Raw genomic sequence first — 17430 nt, 5'->3', positions numbered from 1 at the left:
CGCCTGCATTACCAGTAACAATCCAAGAGTTATTCAATTTTGTCTTTGGGTCACACGCTGAATATGAATCGTTATATACAGCTTTTCCTCATCTGACAATACCATATCCAAGTATTTCTCAATCTTCAGCATGCAGCCATAGGCCTTTTTGTACTTTGCTTTCACTTGCCTCCACAAAAAATCGTCTTCCAGTTCTACTTTTTCTTTTTTATTTAATCGCTGAAAGAAGAATCTTAAATGTGTAATAAATCGCTCATAACTGATTGAGTGTTCATCTATAGTGGTATTATAAGAGTATTTAATAATATTCAAGATGTCGTGTATTTTTTGAGTTTGCTGAGCAACATCTGCTACCTTGTTGTAGGAGCTGTTTACTTGAGCATTGATTAAATGAAGAGCAATATTACCTGCTTCATCTTCTGACAATCGTTTGCCTGTTTCGTCTTCAATGAACTCCAGTGCTTTTAATCCAACCGCAAATTCTTTGGGATAAAATTTTTTGATCTCCCAAATTAACGGATTTGCATTTTTTAACCCTTCATCAAACATTTTAAATGCATTGTTCATGTGATCCGTAAGCGAAACATATATATAATCGCTCAATTGTGCTTCTAATATGCTTTTTCCATATTCAATGATGTCATAGCATAACGAAACATATTCTGATGGAACATCCTCTAACAATAACTTAAATTTCTCTGAAGCATCTTTATGTTTAAGCACAAAGACCTTTTCAATTAGATGCTCTTCTACTTGTTCGCCTGCACTCTTTTTGAATGCAATACCACGACCCATAACAACAAATTCATCTCTTTTTTGATCTTTGGCTATTATGGCGTTGTTATTAAAAATCTTCGTTATGATCATCTAACTGCCCCCCTTATCCCATCAAATTTAAAAAAGGATTTAGATGCTGGGCGAAATTTCAGATAGGTCACAAGACGGTAATAGCCGATCAAACCTTCGTCGTAAATCAAATTCAAATGTATTGATTTACAATTTCGTGTTATGAAAACGCATTCATAATAAGAGACAAAGCCTTACGTTTTCCCTGAATGATCTTGAGTGCTCACAAACCGATCTGATATTCCGTTCTGAAAATGGATATAGTCGGTTAACCACGTCCCATGACATCATTTTTCGGATGTCGATTCGTTGGTCGACGTCATCATCTTTGTTGTTCAGCACTTGTAAGGCTTTATATCACTCACCTTTCTGCGTTATGGCTGGCCAGATATTCATATCATGCAGGATATCGTAAAGCTTGTATTCTAAAAAGAAAAGGCAAAACCCAACACATGGAAATCTAATTCCATGCCTCGGGTTTTGCCTTTTCAGTAACAATCCCAAGATCATAATAACATCGAATTTAAGTTTTGCCAACAAAAATGTTTGCGCTTTCTTTTTCGGAGCAACCACATCAAATACAACACACTATCATGGTATAAAATGTCAGCCGCCAATGTAGGACATGTTAATCTTTTTTTTGTTGTTGGCTGTCTGCTCCGTACGTTCATCGGAATACCGATCTGTGCGTTGTTCCCATACTGAAGTAATCATATCGAGCAGTTCCTGGTCATTCGCCCCGTTGCGAAGCATCTGGCGTAAATCAAATCCGCCTGAAGCAAACAAACATGTATAAAACTTGCCATCGCACGATAAGCGGGCACGTGTACAAGACGAACAAAACGATTCAGAAACCGAAGTAATAAAACCAATCTGTGCGTCGCTGTCTTTATAACGATAACGCTTTGCCACTTCTCCAAAGTAATCCCGATCCATCGGCTCCAGCTCGTACGCATTCTTAATCCGTTCAACGATTTCTTTTTTGGTTAGTACCTTTTTGAAACTCCATCCGTTGTCATTACCTACATCCATAAACTCGATAAAGCGAAGGGTTATTCCCTGCTCCTTAAAATAAGCGGCCATAGGCAAAATCTCCGAGTCATTAACGCCTTTTTGAACGACCATATTGACCTTGATTTCAAAGCCGATTTCTCTTGCATATTCGATCTGCTTCAAAATAAAATCAGGCTTAATCCCCCGCCCATTCAACCGCCCAAACAGCTCGGAGTCCAGAGCGTCCAGACTGACATTAAGCCGTCGTAGCCCCGCGTCATAGAGAGGCTTAGCCTGCTGTCCTAGCAGCACACCGTTGGTGGTCAAGCCGATATCTTCCACTCCGTCAATGGACAGGATTTGGGAGACCAGGTCGGGTAGATTCCTGCGCATTAATGGTTCGCCACCCGTGAGTCGGATCTTTTTTACACCCAGGGATACAAAGAGCTTCGTTAGCCGGTGTATCTCTTCAAACGACAGACATTCATTTTGGGGAAGAAAGGCGTAATCGTCACCGAATATTTCTTTGGGCATGCAATAGGAACAGCGGAAATTGCAGCGGTCCGTAACCGATATACGCAGGTCACGAATCGGCCGCTGCAATGTGTCCTTCAGTGGATGAAAATTCATACGCCCCCTCCTTTCTAGTTGTTTAGCATCGTTATTATTAGCCGCCGCTGACTGGGGGAATGAAGGCTGCAATGTCTCCATCCTGTAATACATCCGTAGACAACGCATACTCCTCGTTTATCGCAATTCGCACAGACTCGATCGGCATATCTGGATATTGATCTGTTATCCAATTGGATAAATCGCCTACGGTTTGGCCTGCCAAATCTGCCAATTCTTCTGTTTTTCCCGTCACCTCACGGAGTCCCGCAAAGTAGTACAGCTTAATCATAACTGATCTCCCCCCGGCTTTTTCTTTTGATCTCCGACCCACTGCGTTCCATCTTCCCAAATCTCTCGTTTCCAAATAGGAACTATTTCTTTAATTCGTTCGATCGCGTATTCATTTGCCTCATACGCATCCGAACGGTGAGGTGAAGAAACGGCAATGACAACGGCGATATCACCGATTTGAAGCTCGCCAATGCGGTGCGCGATCGCCACTCGCGTCCCTTCCCATTTCTGTTCGATCTCGCGACCAATCTCTGCGAGTTTTTTTTGAGCCATAGGGACATAGGCCTCATAAGCAAGGTATAAGGTCCTTACGCCTTGAGTCCATTCTCGTACGTGCCCTGTAAAAATAGTCACCGCTCCTGCTTCCGGCCTTAGGACATAATCCGCATAAGCCTGCGGGATGATGGGCTCCGTTACGATTTCAAATACACTCATCTTTTCCACCTTCCAGCCACCGGACAAACCACTCTCCGGTGACAGACTCTTTTAAATGTTTCTGCTTTTTGTATCTACATCTCATTTAGCCGAACAGCTGATGATATAGCTTTTGACCGTTGGCAACACTCCGTACACCGTGTATGAGAAGCCTTCCGTTTTTGAATAAAATCATTCGATGCTTAAAAGCATAAAATTCAACAAAATAAGGGGTTCTTTTTACACGATCTGCTATAAGCCTGCCCATTTTCTCTGCATCATCAAGCGTGATTGGACGATGTGGGTCTGGAAGAACCTGTACCACGTTCCGTCCGCACAGAGCCGCATACGCCGAGCGACGTGATGCTGTCAGTGCAGGAAACGTAGGATGCTCTCCACAGGTTGGACATTCTTGGTTACGGATGCGGGAAATCCCTATGTCCATCTGCGTGTTCTCCCATAGATCAAAAAGATGAACCTTGCGGCGCATCTTATCACGTCTGCCGCTCAGCCACTTCATGGCTTCTGCACATTGGAGGGCAGCTGTTACCTGGACTGCGGGTGAGATGATTCCAGCCGTATCGCAGGTCTGATTGATCGCAGGCAACGATGGCAGAAGGCAGCGTAAACAAGCAGACTCTCCCGGCACGAATGGAAAAACAACGCCTGTGCTTCCAACACAGGCTCCGTAAATCCATGGAATTCCTATCTTCAGTGCAGCATCGTTGATAAGTAGACGAGTTTCGAAATTGTCCGTAGCATCCATCAGCAATATACTTTTACTGGCAAGTTCTTGAACAAGCTCGGCATCCAAGTTATCGAGATATGTGTACAACCTCACGTCTTCTCGTATGGCTTTCAGCCTTTTTTCGGCTGCCATGACCTTGGGCTGCATTTCCACAGCGTCCTGCTCCGTAAACAACTGCTGACGTTGCAGATTCGACACCTCTACATAATCCCGGTCAACAAGATGCAGCTCTCCAACGCCCGCTCTTACCAATGTTTCGGCAATGGCGGAACCCAGTGCCCCGCAACCGATAATGGTGACGACAGCAGCGGATAGATTACGCTGCCCTTCGCCACCAATGGGTCTAAATAAGATCTGTCTGGAATAACGTTCATTCATTAGATTTTGTCCCTTGATAATACAGCCATATGACGAGGATCAGGCTAGCCAGCGCCACTTGGGAGAGGAGCATGAATCCAATGGAATATTGGCCAGTAGCGGCATGAATCGTCGACAACAAGATCGGAGGGAAAAAGCCACCGAGACCGCCCATCATGGATACAATTCCGTTAACTATACCTGCTTGTTTATTAAAATAAAATGGAACTAGCTTGAAAATGACGCCGTTCCCCACTCCAGCACTTACAGCGATCGCCAAGCAGCCTACTGTATACAGGGTAATCCCTGGTGAAAAAGCCAAAAGAATCGCAGCGACCGTATAAACTGTGAACGTGCCTACCAGCAGGAACAGGGGCTGAAACCGATCCGCCAGCCAGCCACCGATGGGACGGAAGAATGTAGCAATCGCAATAAAGCCTGCTGTACGCATCCCTGCATCCACTTTAGCCAGCTCAAAATTCGATACCAGGAAATTCGGCAAGTACACCGTGAACGCTACAAATGAGCCAAATGTAATAAAATAAAAGAGCGAGAAAAACCAAAGCTTTTCATTTTTGTAAACCCCTTTGATCTGTTCCATAATAGGCGTCTTTACTTTAGCTTCATGACGATCCCCTAAGAAGAAATTCAAAACGATAAAAACAAGCAGCAGAATGAGATACAGCTTCACTGTAAGGGCCCAGCCAATTTGTGTAGCCACAATAGGGGCCGAGAAGGTAGTGACGGCTGTTCCCAAATTCCCTATGCCATACATTCCATTTACAAACCCATGTTTTTCCTTTGGATAATACTTCGGTAGCGAAGTCACCCCAACCGAGAACACAGCTCCTCCAATCCCAAGGAACAAGCCACCGATAATTAAATCCGTCATCGTAGAAGCTTCACTAATGTAGTAGACGGGAAACAAAAGCAAAATAAAGCTAACGAGAAAAACGATTCTTGCTCCAACGATGTTGGCATAATAACCAAGCGGAATGCGCAGAATCGATCCAAGCACGACCGGAATCGCCGTAACCATGGCCAATTTTCCGGGTGGAATAGCAATATCCTCCGTAATGAACGGCATAAGAGAAGAAATGATAACCCATACCATGAATCCAAGAATCAAGTTCAATGTTTGTAGCGGCAACTGCATTTTTCTAATCATTTAACTCACCTTTTCAACGTTTTTTCTGTCGAATTATTAATTTGAATTTTCTGTCCCCATTGTAGCCGCTAGTCGATCTGTTCGAATATAGGGGACTCCCCTTTACCTGACAGGGGACTCCCTGAAAATATAAAAAGCCGCTTCTATAAGAAGCGACTTGGTCTTTTTAAGAGATAATTGTATTTAATTTGTCACATAACTTGGTTAGATCATTCCGATTGATCTGTTGCTCTGCCATAGGAAAAAGTACAGTTTCTTCTTTTATAAAATGTACAGTCAGCACTTCAAAGGCCTCTCCCGCGTTCTTGGCTGCCTCCTGAATGTCATCAAGCGTGAGCAAACTCAAATCGCCCTCCGTCTGATGAAGAAAATGATCGATATAGCCCTCTATTTCACGGTGCTCCTCCTGTATACCGACGAGCGGTCCCTGCTCAAAACCAATGTAGGTTCCTAGCATAGAAAAGAAGTGTTCTTCTTCCTTTTCGGTATGTTTCTTGAGGGGTACCCTAAAGTCGATAATCTGCATTCTCAGTTTTTCCAGTTGCTTGCGGCCTTCTTCCAAATCTAGTATTCTGTGCTGCTCAAACCACAATACAATGGCATGCCATTCATCCATCAGATATGTTAGATATCGATGCTCATTTTCAAGAATACGCATGGCAGGTTTGGAAAAGCGCAGTTTCTCATTTTCCAGCACGCGGATTTCCTCCATTCATCGGCTAAAAATCCAGCATTTTTTTCTTTAATGCATATTGGACCAGTTCAGGCCGGCTTCTTAAATTCAATTTTTCCATGATCTTCGCTTTGTTCGCTTCCACCGTCTTGACAGAGATGAACAGCTTTTCCGCAACTTCCTTGTTACCGTAACCTTTTGCGACCAGAGGCAGAATCTCCAGTTCCCGCTTGGACAGGATCTCATAAGGATCTTCTGATTGTGACGTTGTATCTTTTTTGATGAACTCACGAACGAGAGAAGTAGCCATTTTAGGATGGATATAAGTCCCACCCCCATGAATGGTTCGTATGGCAAGTAATAGCTCCTCATCTGGAGCATTTTTCAAAACATACCCTGAAGCACCATTCTTTAAAATATGAAAAAGATATTCTTCATCATCATGCATGGTCAGAATCAGAATTTTAGTATCAGGGTGGTCTTCTTTAATCTTGCCTGTGGCGATCAATCCACTCTCGCCTGGGGGCATGCTGAGGTCCATGATCAGAATATCTGGACGATATTTAGCTACCATTGTATACGCTTCAATGCCGTCTGCAGCCGTTCCAACAACCTCCATATCCGATTGGAAGTTCAAAATCATGGAAAATCCGCTCCGTACAATGGCATGGTCATCCGCTAACACAATTTTGATCACGTCTTTACTCCTCCTCATGTCCAATCGGAATTTTTAAAAATACTTTGGTTCCTTGACCAACATTTGAAAGAACGCCAAAACTTCCACCTACCAGTTCTGCTCTCTCCTGCATGCCATATAAACCAAGTCCCGTTCCAATAGGATTGCTCCCCTTTTCAAAGCCAACCCCATCGTCCTCTACAGTCAAACGAAGCGTATGATCGTGCTCAGACAAAGAAACTTTAACCATATCTACCTGGGCATACTTCAAGGCATTGAGAACAGCCTCCTGGCAGACACGGTAAATGACCGTTTCCTTTTCACTTCCATATCGCTTTTGGGGAAGATCCGACACAAATTCAACGACAAGACCAAAGCTTTGTTCAACCCTCTTAAAGTGGGAACGAAATGCCGCTTCAAGCCCAAAATCATCAAGTGTGGCGGGGCGTAGTTCCACAGACAGGTTGCGGATATCATCCAGCAATCGCGTCATGGATGCTTCAGTCTGCTTCATGTTTTTGATGAGCTGTTCATCATTCGTCATGTATTTTAACACCCGCAGCTCAACAACCGCACTCATCAATTCCTGGGCGACGCTGTCGTGCAGTTCCCTGGAAAGCCGTTTACGCTCATTTTCCTGCGCTTCAATGACATGCTTCATCATTTTGTTTTGATACAATTTTTCCTGCGTCTGAAATTGCGGAGTCAAGTCCCTCAACATCAACACCCTTGTTCCATGTTCAGAATCAATGGTGTGAAAAGAAGCGGCATAGGGGATCATTCCGTTGCTCTTTGTTTCCAGATAAACCTGAAAAGAAGCGAAATCCTTGGATTCTGGCATATTGAAATAACAATCAAGGCAGGTACGGGGCTCCGTTTCGCTTGTATAGCCCCTGCATGTTCCACACAAAGCTTTTTCCTTCCCTTCATAGAGTTGAATGAGAACGTCATCGCTCACAATCTCCTCCGCTGCCGGGTTCATAGCTAGGGTGTTCCCTTGCCCATCAAAAAAGAAAATGGCTTCTGTACTGTTCTCAAACAACTTCACCATTAGCGCATTCAAAGAGCCAGTCCCTACAGATAATGTCAATTACATCACTTCCTTCCCGTTCAACTCTCCAAATCCCCTATGCGCCAAAGCTTCCAAATCACGCATCATGGCTGCGGTCATCAGCAGTTCTTCCCGAAATCCACCAAGCAGTACGCCCGCGACGCGAGCATCATTCCATAGGGGAACAGCCCCGAGACTCTTGAGCTTCTCGGATTGAACGATCGGGTAGTTAAACAGGTTGTCTGCCCCCACATATTGATGAACAGATGGAATGAAAACGGATTTCCCAGTTTTGAACACGACTCCTGCTATGCCCTTTCCGGATTGCAGTACAATTCGCTTAAAGCGATCATTTAAATTACCGGCTGCATTTTTCCATTTAATTACGTATTGATATTCGGCCGGTTCAACAAGAGCAAGCGCCATGAAATCATAACCGAAATGTTCGCGTATTCGCTCAAGCTCCCTTTGATAATCCATCCTATTATTCATCGCTCTCTCCTAATAGAATTAGGAAAGAAGGCAGAGCCCGCTTTCCTAATTCGATTTATGTCTTCTGTAAAGGATATAACTTCTGCGCACATAATTCAACGGAACACTCCACACATGTACAAGCCGGGTAAACGGCCAGAATGCAAAAATCGCAAAGGCCATAAGGATATGAAGCTTGAAGGACATCGGTACGTCTCTCATCAGTGTCGGGTCGACACGGAATATGAATAAACCGCGGAACCAGATTGAGATCGTCTCTCGATAATCGAATTCTGGCTGTACCGCATTCGTTACGAGAGTCGCAAACATCCCCATGCATACAATGGCCAAAAGCAATACGTTTACGATCAAATCAGACGCTGTACTTAAACGGCGCACATTGCGTATTGTAAAACGGCGAGAGGTGAGAATCAACATACCGAGGAACGTCATGGCTCCGAATATACCACCAATATAAACTGCCCCAATATGATACAGATGATCATTTACACCCAGTGCATGCATCCAGGTTTTCGGTATGCCCAGACCGGACACATGCCCCATAATAACCGGGATGATACCCAGGTGGAACAAGAGGCTTCCGATCATCAATTGTTTCTTTTCAATAAATTCACTTGATTTCGCTGTCCAATTAAACTGGTCGTTTCTGTAGCGAAAAATATGCCCTACAATAAAGACGACCACGCACATATAGGGGAAAATGACCCATAAAAACTGCTCTAGCATCATCATAGCGTGGCTGCCTCCTGTTCTACGCAAGCTTTAAGCGTTTCGCGCAGTCCCTTCACCAGATGAAAATACGGGCTTTCCATTTTTTCCAGTGCTTTAAGCAAATGATATGTGCCGTCTTCCAGGATCGCGATTGGCATGCGAAAGTTTTCTGTCGTCTTCGGATCTTGCGCCCATTCGGCGGCATACAGAAATTCACACATGAGCGGAAGGTAATCTGGCAGCTCTCCATCTGGCATTTCAAGACCGTACATCTCATATAGCACCTTTAACTTGACCAACATTTGTCCCCGTTCTTTTGCATCTTCGAACTTGAAGTAAGTCATATATAATGCGCAATTTTTTTGAAAATCAAAGGTTTCTGTATACATTTCCTGAATCTCTTCCATACTGAACTCTTGCATAAGGGACCAGTAAGTGTGCGCATACGTATATGCCGGATGGTTCGGATCAAACGATGCTTCCAGAAAAGCTGGATGAAAATCCAGCTTTTCCGGGTACATGAGTTGCTGAGCGAAAAACCCGAATGATGGCTTGCATTCATACAACTTCGCTACATTAATCACGCCAAATACCCCCGTAGAAGTTTTCTTCATACATTTCTTTGCCAGTTTTCAAAGGCTCTTCCATCCCCATCGAACTTGCCATACTACAGCCGTCACATCCAGAGCCAGAACCCATGTTTCCCATGGTATCGCCGTAACCAGCAGATCCTTGAGCCCGGTACGGATTCGAATATCCTTCTTTATGCGATGTCGGAATGACGAAACGATCCTCATACTTGGCAATCGCCAGAAGTCGATACATCTGCTCAGTCTGCCGTGGTGTCATGCCGATGCGCTCAAGACGGCTTTCATCGAAAGATTGTCCTGTGGACTGGGCACGCATATAGGAGCGCATCATAGCCATTCGCTGCAAGGACTCCTTCACGGTTTGCGTGTCGCCCGCCGTCAGCATATTGGCAAGGTACTGAATGGGGGTACGCATCTCTTCGATAGCCGGAAAGATCATATCGGGATTCTCAATCGAGTCTTTCCCTTCAAAGTAATTCATGATCGGACTAAGTGGTGGCACATACCAGACCATAGGTAATGTGCGGTATTCTGGATGAAGCGGGAATGCCAGCTTGTGCTCAATGGCAAGCTTGTAGACCGGCGAGTTCTGGGCTGCTTCAATCCAGTCCTCCGAGATACCGTCTTTTCTCGCTTGAGCAATCACTGCCGGATCACTTGGATCCATGAACAGGTCGCACTGCGCTTTATAAAGTTCTTTCTCGTCCTGCGTAGAAGCGGCCTCAAGCACCCGATCCGCGTCATACAACATAACGCCGAGGTAGCGAATTCGTCCTGTACATGTCTCGGAGCAGACTGTCGGCAGGCCAGCTTCCACACGTGGGAAACAGAAGGTACATTTTTCCGCTTTGTTCGTCTGCCAGTTAAAGTACACTTTTTTATATGGACAGCCCGTCATGCAATACCGCCAGCCGCGGCAGGCTTCCTGATCCACGAGCACGATTCCGTCCTCGTCCCGTTTGTACATGGCGCCCGAAGGACAGGACGCGACACAGCTCGGATTTAAACAATGTTCGCAAAGCCGTGGGAGATAAACCATGAATGACTTCTCAAAGTTAAATTTAATCTCTTCTTCTATTTTCTGAATATTTGGATCAAGCGGACCCGTTACATGCGCACCCGCCAGGTCATCTTCCCAGTTTGGCCCCCACTCCAAATCCATTTTTTCACCCGTTACCGCAGAGTGCGCGCGTGCCACAGGTGAATGCTTCTGTTCACCGGCGTTGGTCAGTTGCTCGTAATTGTAAGTCCAGGGCTCATAATAATCTTTCATTTCCGGCATGTCTGGATTGTAAAAAATCTTACCCAGTGCTATTTTGGACAGCTTGTTGCCTGACTTCAGTTCCAATTTCCCTTTGCGGAGCTGCCAGCCGCCTTTATATAATTCCTGGTCTTCCCAGCGCTTCGGATAACCGATACCGGGTTTGGTTTCCACATTGTTAAACCACATATATTCCGCACCTTTGCGGTTCGTCCAGGTTGTTTTACATGTCACGCTGCACGTATGGCAGCCAATACATTTATCCAGGTTCATGACCATGGCAATTTGAGCTTTAATCTTCAAGCCAGTTAACCTCCTTCATTTTACGTACCGCAACGTACACATCACGCTGGTTGCCGATCGGACCATAATAGTTGAATCCATAACTAAGCTGAGCATATCCACCGACCATCTGGGTTGGTTTGAGATGAATTCTTGTCGGTGCGTTATGACTACCGCCGCGTGTATCCGTGATTTCGGAGCCTGGCACTTGAATGTGCTTATCCTGAGCATGGTACATGAACATCGTTCCTCTTGGCATCCGGTGGCTGACAACGGTCCGGGCGGTTACGACGCCGTTACGGTTGTATACCTCTACCCAGTCATTGTCGGCAAGATCGTGTGCCTCTGCGTCTTCGTTGTTGATCCACACCGTTGGACCTCCGCGAAACAGTGTAAGCATATGCTGGTTATCCTGGTAGGTGGAGTGAATATTCCATTTACCGTGCGGTGTCAGATAACGGAGCACCAGTGAATCTTGCCCGCCTTTTATTTCCCGATCGCGAGGGCCGAACACCATTGGCGGTAGCGTCGGTTTGTAGATCGGCAATGATTCCCCAAATTGTTGGAAAATCTCATGATCAATATAGAAATGCTGTCTTCCCGTCAAAGTACGAAACGGAACGAGACGTTCAATATTCGTTGTAAATGGTGAATAGCGGCGTCCTTTCTTGTTCGATCCAGTGAATACTGGTGTCGGTATAACTTCCCGTGGCTGTGCCGTGATACTTTGGAAAGTGATCCTTTCAGCTGCCCGATCGGCCGAGATGTCTTTGAGTTCCACACCGTGAAGCTCTTCTGCCTGCTCATAAGCCTTTTGCGACACCCGTCCATTAGTCGCGGATGAAAGGTGCAGAATTGCATTGGCCACTTGGCGAGCTGTCTGAATTTTGGGCAGCCCATCTTTAATGGATTCGTCGTAATAAACTCCGTTCAACTTTTTCATTTCCTCATATTCGTCCGCTACGGAGAAGCTGACGCCATGCGCACCTGCTTTCCCGGTAATCAAATTCGGACCGAGTGAGATAAATTTATCGTGAATTTTAGTATAATCGCGTTCGACGATGCTGAAATTCGGCATGGTTTTCCCCGGGGTTGCTTCAATCTCACCCTTCGTCCAATCCTTTACAAGACCCATCGGCTGTGAAATTTCGCCTATACTGTCATGTGCGAGCGGCGCGGTCACAAGGTCTTTATATATTCCTGGTAAGTGCTCTTTTGCCATATCCGAAAAGACTTCGGAAAGCTGGCGGTAAATATCCCAGTCCGCGCGGGATTCCCACAATGGATTAACGGCCGGATTAAACGGGTGCACGAAAGGATGCATGTCTGTTGACGACAAGTCTGTTTTTTCGTACCAGGTTGCCGCCGGAAGCACGATGTCCGCGTACAATGGAGTTGTTGTCATCCGGAAATCAAGTGCAACCATCAAATCAAGCTTTCCTTCTACATCTTCTCTCCAGACGATTTCCTCAGGTTTTTGTTCTTCATTCGGTCGGGCAAGCAGGGCATCAGATGCTCCGAGTAAATGTTTCATGAAATACTCTTGTCCCTTCGCCGAACTAGAAATCAGATTTGACCGCCAAACAAAGAGTGAACGCGGGAAGTTCTCGGCTGCCCCAGGATCTTCTACAGCAAAGCGTGTCTTACGTGATTTAATCTCTTCCACAGAATGATTAATGATGTCCTCGTTGGACTTCTTGCCTAATTGCGCAGCCTCTTCGGCGAACAGCAGACTGTTTTTATTAAACTGTGGATAAGAAGGCAGCCAACCCAAACGCGCTGCGAGCACGTTGTAGTCTGCTGGATGTCTGTAACTGACATCCCCACCAATCGGTGACTTCAAGGTGTCTGTTCCACTTTCTTCGTAACGCCATTGCTCTGTTGCAAAGTAGAAAAACGATGTAGCATTTTGCTGCCGAGCCGCCCCTTGCCAGTCTTTTGCAAAGGCAATCGTTGACCAGCCTTCGATGGGACGGAGCTTTTCTTGACCCACATAATGCGCCCAGCCTCCACCGTTTACACCTTGGGAAGCAGTCAACACGACAAGATTCAAGATGGAGCGATAGATCGTGTCACTATTGAACCAGTGGTTGATACCCGCACCCATAATAATCATGGAGCGCCCTTTGGTATCGATTGCATTTTGAGCAAATTCCCGAGCAATCTGTACCACAACAGACGCCTTCACACCTGTGATCTTCTCCTGCCAGGCAGGGGTATAATGCGAAGCTTCGTCGTAATAATTCTTGGCGTTATGAGAGCTGTCATTGCGTGCGACACCGTACTGGCTCATCATCAAATCGTACACGGTTGCAACGTAACGCTCCGAGCCATCTGCTAGGCGTACTTTTTTGGCCGGAATTACACGTTTGAATGTTCCATTACCCGCGTTATCAAAGTAAGGGAATACGATTTCTTCCCATTGCTCACCATGACCTTCCACAGTGAGTGCGGGCTCAACTTTTGTTCCGTCTTCCCGCTCCAGAATCAGGTTCCATTTTTTATCCTGCTCCCAGCGCTGTCCCATCGTACCGTTAGGAACCAGCATTTCCCCCGCTGCTTCGTCATATATGACTGGCTTCCAGTCCGCATGCGGCGATACATCCCCAAGGTCACTCGCCCGTAGGAAACGTCCACCTTTCCAAGCTCCCTCGTGCGGATCAAGCAGAATCATAAACGGCATATCTGTATATTGTTTGGCATAGTTAATGAACATCGGTTCTTGGCGCTCTTTGTAAAACTCATCCAGAATAACATGTGTCATAGCCTGGGCTACGGCAGCATCTGTACCCGGATGTGGTGCAAGCCAGTTGTCAGCGAACTTCACATTCTCCGCCAAGTCGGGAGCCACTGATACAACTTTTGTTCCCTTATATCGTACTTCCGTCATAAAATGAGCGTCTGGCGTCCGGGTAAGCGGTACGTTCGATCCCCACATGATCAGGTAACCCGCATTGTACCAATCAGAAGATTCCGGTACATCCGTCTGCTCACCCCAAATTTGAGGAGATGAAGGCGGAAGGTCGGCATACCAGTCATAAAAACTCAACATCTGCCCACCCAGTAGCGAAATGAATCGAGCTCCTGAAGCGTAGCTTATCATTGACATCGCCGGGATTGGCGTAAAGCCCGCGATCCGGTCAGGACCGTATTTACGAATGGTATAGATGAGTTGTGCCGAGATCAGACGCAGGACATCGTCCCAAGTGACACGGACATGACCGCCTTTTCCGCGAGCTGCTTTGTAGAGCTTGGCTTTCTCCGGATCTTCCACAATGCTTGCCCATGCTTCCACCGGATTAGCATGTTCCTGGATGGCCGCCTGCCAAAGCCGCAACAGCTTACCGCGCATATAAGGATATTTCACGCGTAATGGACTGTATTCATACCAGGAAAATGTAGCCCCACGCGGACATCCCCGCGGTTCAAATTCTGGCATATCTACACCGCAGGAAGGATAATCGATCTGTTGATTTTCCCAGGTAATGATGCCGTTTTTGACAAAAACCTTCCAACTACAGGAACCGGTGCAGTTCACTCCGTGAGTCGTCCGAACCACTTTGTCGTGAGACCAACGCTGACGGTACACGTTTTCCCATTCTCTATTTTTTTCCTCAAGGATTGACCAATTTCCCGAATAGCTTTCGATCGGTTTAAAAAAGTTGAGGTTGTATTTCTTTTTCATCGATGACCAACACTCCTTTTTAGAAAGAATCATCCCAATGCAAGTTCCAAGGGAAGACTCACTCGCTTACTCTCATTATGTAATTCATTCATCTCTGTTCCCATTAGGGAATGTCCTATAGCGCTACAGGAAATCCCTCGTTCTATGGAAAGATACAAAAAAGCCTCCCTCTACTAAAGGGAAGCTTATATGAAGTAATTAATTGTTCTTTTGGCCTGTTAACAGGAGCATGATAAAAGAAATGAGTATGATAGAGCATGTCCATGCCCAGGCCATAGGAAGATGACCAGAATCCACCGCAATATAAATGGCCGTCGGAATCGTTTGTGTTTTACCCGGAATATTTCCGGCAATCATCAGTGTAGCACCAAATTCGCCCAGACCGCGGGCAAAACCGAGTATAAAGGCAGCTTTAAAAGAAGGGAAAATTAAAGGGAAGGTGATATATCGAAAAACCTGCCATTCACTTGCACCCATCGAACGTCCCGCGTTTTCCAAGTCCTGGTCAACAGAAGACAATCCCATTCTCAGCGTCCGATAGACAAGAGGAAAAGCCACTACCACCGCTGCTATAACCCCTGCCCACCACGAGAATATAATAGGTTCTCCAAACCATTGTTCTACAAAACGTCCGAACCCGCTTTTTCGTCCAAGTAATATTAGCAGTAAAAAACCAACAACCGTCGGTGGGAGTACCAAAGGCAGCATAAGCACGGTTTCAACAACCGTTTTCCCTTTAAATAATCCCAACCGCGACATTGACCATGCCACAAGCAAGCCTAATATGATTACCAAAACGCTGGATAACAGTGCAACCTGCAACGATAATCGGATAGGAGGCCAATATTCATTCCAATCTATATCTTGCATGCTCACTTCGGTATGGTAAATCCATACTTAGCCATAATATTCAGAGATTCTTGCGATTGTAGGTAGGCATAAAAGTCTTCGGCTTCTTGAATGTGCTTTGTAGCTTTGACAATCCCGATTGGATACTCAACAGGTGAATAGGTTTTGGGATCCACCTCAAAGGCGATTTTTGCCTTTTGTGAAGTCAATGCATCTGTTTTATATACAAATCCGACATCTGCATTCCCAGTTTCCACATATTGCAGCACTTGTCTAACGTCTTTCGCTTGAACCAGCTTGCTCTGTAACGTGTCCCAAAGCTTCGCTTTCGTCAGTGCTTCCTGTGCGTAGTTACCCGCTGGAACACTTTCAGGAATTCCGATCGCAACTTTCTTCACTTCTTTTTTTGTTAAATCGGTTACACTCGCGATGTTCATCGTCCCGTCTACAGGGATAACCGCGACCAATTCGTTCGTCAGCCACGTTTTTTGTTTTTTCGTATCTATTAATTGCTGATCAACAAGGGACTTCATGTTTTTGGTCGAAGCGGATAGGAACAAATCCGATGGTGCTCCTTGCTCAATTTGTTTTTCCAGCGCACCAGAGCCGCCGAAGTTAAAATTCAATTTGATGCCTGTATGGATTAATTCGTATGAATGCTGAATTTCTTTGAGCGCATCCGTTAAACTTGCTGCTGCGGATATGGTAAGCTCAGTAGTTTCAGCCGTTTTCGAAGATGTCTGGCTGGAAGATCCATTCTGACCGGCGCTGCCAACATTTGAATCTAGTTGTTGTTTCGTACCACATCCTGATAATAATAAAATGATGGAAATAACCAAAACGAAAACAGTGCTACTTTTAATTAATTTTTGCATTTGGTTCGGCTCCTCATGTAGTTCATCATCAATTAATCGGTTTCGCTATTAGCTGTGCCTGTCTTGTACGTTCGATCAGTGTACAATTTTCAAGAAGAATATGATTAAAAATATCTGCTTCCAGGTCTTCTAACCGCTTCAATACGAGTCGGTGCGTACCACAAGCTTCCTGCATCGGCTCAAAGCCGTTTGTGATCAAGCGCATTTCCTTCAGGAATTCCACCACCGTTTGATGCTCGTCTTGCAACTTGGACAAAATTGGATTTAGTTCATCTGCTCGTTCCACTGTTGATTCTTGTAAAAATGCTTCAATCATCGGAAACACAAGATCCTCCTCATTTTGAATATGTTCCGATAATTCCTGTTTAAGCAAGGTAAACAGTTCATTAACTCGCTTGAGATGCGGATAACGTTCACCGTGAACTCGCGTTAGTTTGGTTACATACGGCGTTAAGGCCGATAGTTCTTCCCGAAGCTTCGTATGATACTCATTTTGAATATAGGCGATTAGTTCTTTTGGTTCGAGTGAAGGAGGTTGCATTTGCTTATGCTGTGCCTGCTTTTCTTCCACTTCATGTATCTGCGTCAGCAGTTCACCAGCGTGAAGGCCTCGATTGGCTGCTGCTTCACGGAGCGATATTTTCCCTCCACAGCAGAAATCTATCCTCAGTTTGCGGAACAGATCTCCCGTTTTGGGTACTGCTTTCACAATGTCCGCCACCCATGTTTCTTCCGTTAACTGGCTCATCTTCCATTCCTCCATCGTACTTCGATTTTGTGCTCAACTTTCATTCTACGTCTCCCTTAAAGCTGAACCAATCAGGGGGTTCCCTCTTTCACTAGTGGAAAGAGCCTG

Annotated in this window: 17 protein-coding genes; all 17 read right to left on the bottom strand. The window is 45.5% G+C overall.

Annotated elements, in window-relative coordinates; all coding sequences use genetic code 11:
• Positions 1-33 precede the first annotated feature (33 nt).
• Positions 34-867, bottom strand: a complete 834-nt coding sequence (licT, locus tag C1T21_RS20050) for a BglG family transcription antiterminator LicT (protein ID WP_103049481.1) — start codon at positions 865-867, stop codon at positions 34-36.
• Between the two features lie 585 nt (positions 868-1452).
• Positions 1453-2469, bottom strand: coding sequence for a GTP 3',8-cyclase MoaA (moaA, locus tag C1T21_RS20045; RefSeq protein ID WP_103049480.1), 1017 nt, complete (start codon positions 2467-2469; stop codon positions 1453-1455).
• Positions 2470-2506: 37 nt separating this feature from the next.
• Positions 2507-2740: a MoaD/ThiS family protein gene (locus C1T21_RS20040; protein WP_029515506.1), complete on the bottom strand. Its 234-nt coding sequence runs from the start codon at positions 2738-2740 to the stop codon at positions 2507-2509.
• A complete protein-coding gene (locus C1T21_RS20035) occupies positions 2737-3177 on the bottom strand; it encodes a molybdenum cofactor biosynthesis protein MoaE (RefSeq protein ID WP_103049689.1) in 441 nt (146 codons plus the stop codon). Before C1T21_RS20035 ends, C1T21_RS20040 begins: the two co-directional genes overlap by 4 nt.
• Positions 3178-3262: 85 nt before the next feature.
• Positions 3263-4282, bottom strand: coding sequence for a ThiF family adenylyltransferase (locus tag C1T21_RS20030; RefSeq protein WP_103049479.1), 1020 nt, complete (start codon positions 4280-4282; stop codon positions 3263-3265).
• Complete coding sequence (locus C1T21_RS20025) at positions 4275-5429, bottom strand: nitrate/nitrite transporter (RefSeq protein WP_103049478.1); 1155 nt, start codon at positions 5427-5429, stop codon at positions 4275-4277. The genes C1T21_RS20030 and C1T21_RS20025 overlap by 8 nt, the downstream gene beginning before the upstream one ends.
• 166 nt (positions 5430-5595) lie before the next feature.
• Entirely contained in the window at positions 5596-6126 is a 531-nt protein-coding gene (locus tag C1T21_RS20020) for a hemerythrin domain-containing protein (RefSeq protein WP_180984624.1), read from the bottom strand.
• Positions 6127-6148: 22 nt separating this feature from the next.
• On the bottom strand, positions 6149-6796 hold the full coding sequence (locus C1T21_RS20015) for a response regulator transcription factor (protein WP_023989699.1): 648 nt from the start codon (positions 6794-6796) through the stop codon (positions 6149-6151).
• 7 nt (positions 6797-6803) lie between these two features.
• Positions 6804-7868, bottom strand: a complete 1065-nt coding sequence (locus C1T21_RS20010) for a PAS domain-containing sensor histidine kinase (protein ID WP_039274412.1) — start codon at positions 7866-7868, stop codon at positions 6804-6806.
• Positions 7869-8321, bottom strand: a complete 453-nt coding sequence (locus tag C1T21_RS20005) for a GAF domain-containing protein (RefSeq protein WP_029515512.1) — start codon at positions 8319-8321, stop codon at positions 7869-7871. It abuts the gene before it with no gap.
• Between the two features lie 45 nt (positions 8322-8366).
• The gene (gene narI / locus C1T21_RS20000) at positions 8367-9050 is read right to left on the bottom strand and encodes a respiratory nitrate reductase subunit gamma (protein ID WP_081330765.1); all 684 of its coding nucleotides are present in this window, start codon (positions 9048-9050) and stop codon (positions 8367-8369) included.
• Positions 9050-9616: a nitrate reductase molybdenum cofactor assembly chaperone gene (gene narJ / locus C1T21_RS19995; RefSeq protein ID WP_103049476.1), complete on the bottom strand. Its 567-nt coding sequence runs from the start codon at positions 9614-9616 to the stop codon at positions 9050-9052. Before narJ ends, narI begins: the two co-directional genes overlap by 1 nt.
• Positions 9609-11186 carry a nitrate reductase subunit beta gene (gene narH, locus C1T21_RS19990; protein WP_028542275.1) on the bottom strand — a complete coding sequence of 526 codons (1578 nt, stop codon included), beginning with the start codon at positions 11184-11186 and terminating at the stop codon, positions 9609-9611. Before narH ends, narJ begins: the two co-directional genes overlap by 8 nt.
• Positions 11176-14850, bottom strand: coding sequence for a nitrate reductase subunit alpha (locus tag C1T21_RS19985; RefSeq protein WP_103049475.1), 3675 nt, complete (start codon positions 14848-14850; stop codon positions 11176-11178). Before C1T21_RS19985 ends, narH begins: the two co-directional genes overlap by 11 nt.
• Positions 14851-15048: 198 nt before the next feature.
• On the bottom strand, positions 15049-15726 hold the full coding sequence (modB, locus tag C1T21_RS19980) for a molybdate ABC transporter permease subunit (RefSeq protein WP_103049474.1): 678 nt from the start codon (positions 15724-15726) through the stop codon (positions 15049-15051).
• Complete coding sequence (gene modA, locus C1T21_RS19975) at positions 15723-16574, bottom strand: molybdate ABC transporter substrate-binding protein (protein WP_103049473.1); 852 nt, start codon at positions 16572-16574, stop codon at positions 15723-15725. Before modA ends, modB begins: the two co-directional genes overlap by 4 nt.
• Positions 16575-16602: 28 nt before the next feature.
• Complete coding sequence (gene ric / locus C1T21_RS19970; protein ID WP_025718083.1) at positions 16603-17322, bottom strand: iron-sulfur cluster repair di-iron protein; 720 nt, start codon at positions 17320-17322, stop codon at positions 16603-16605.
• Positions 17323-17430: the final 108 nt, after the last annotated feature.

This window comes from Paenibacillus sp. F4 (assembly GCF_002894905.1).
Lineage (GTDB): Bacteria > Bacillota > Bacilli > Paenibacillales > Paenibacillaceae > Paenibacillus > Paenibacillus polymyxa_B.
Note: the sequence above shows the minus strand (reverse complement) of the source record. Positions and strands in the feature narration are given on the sequence as shown.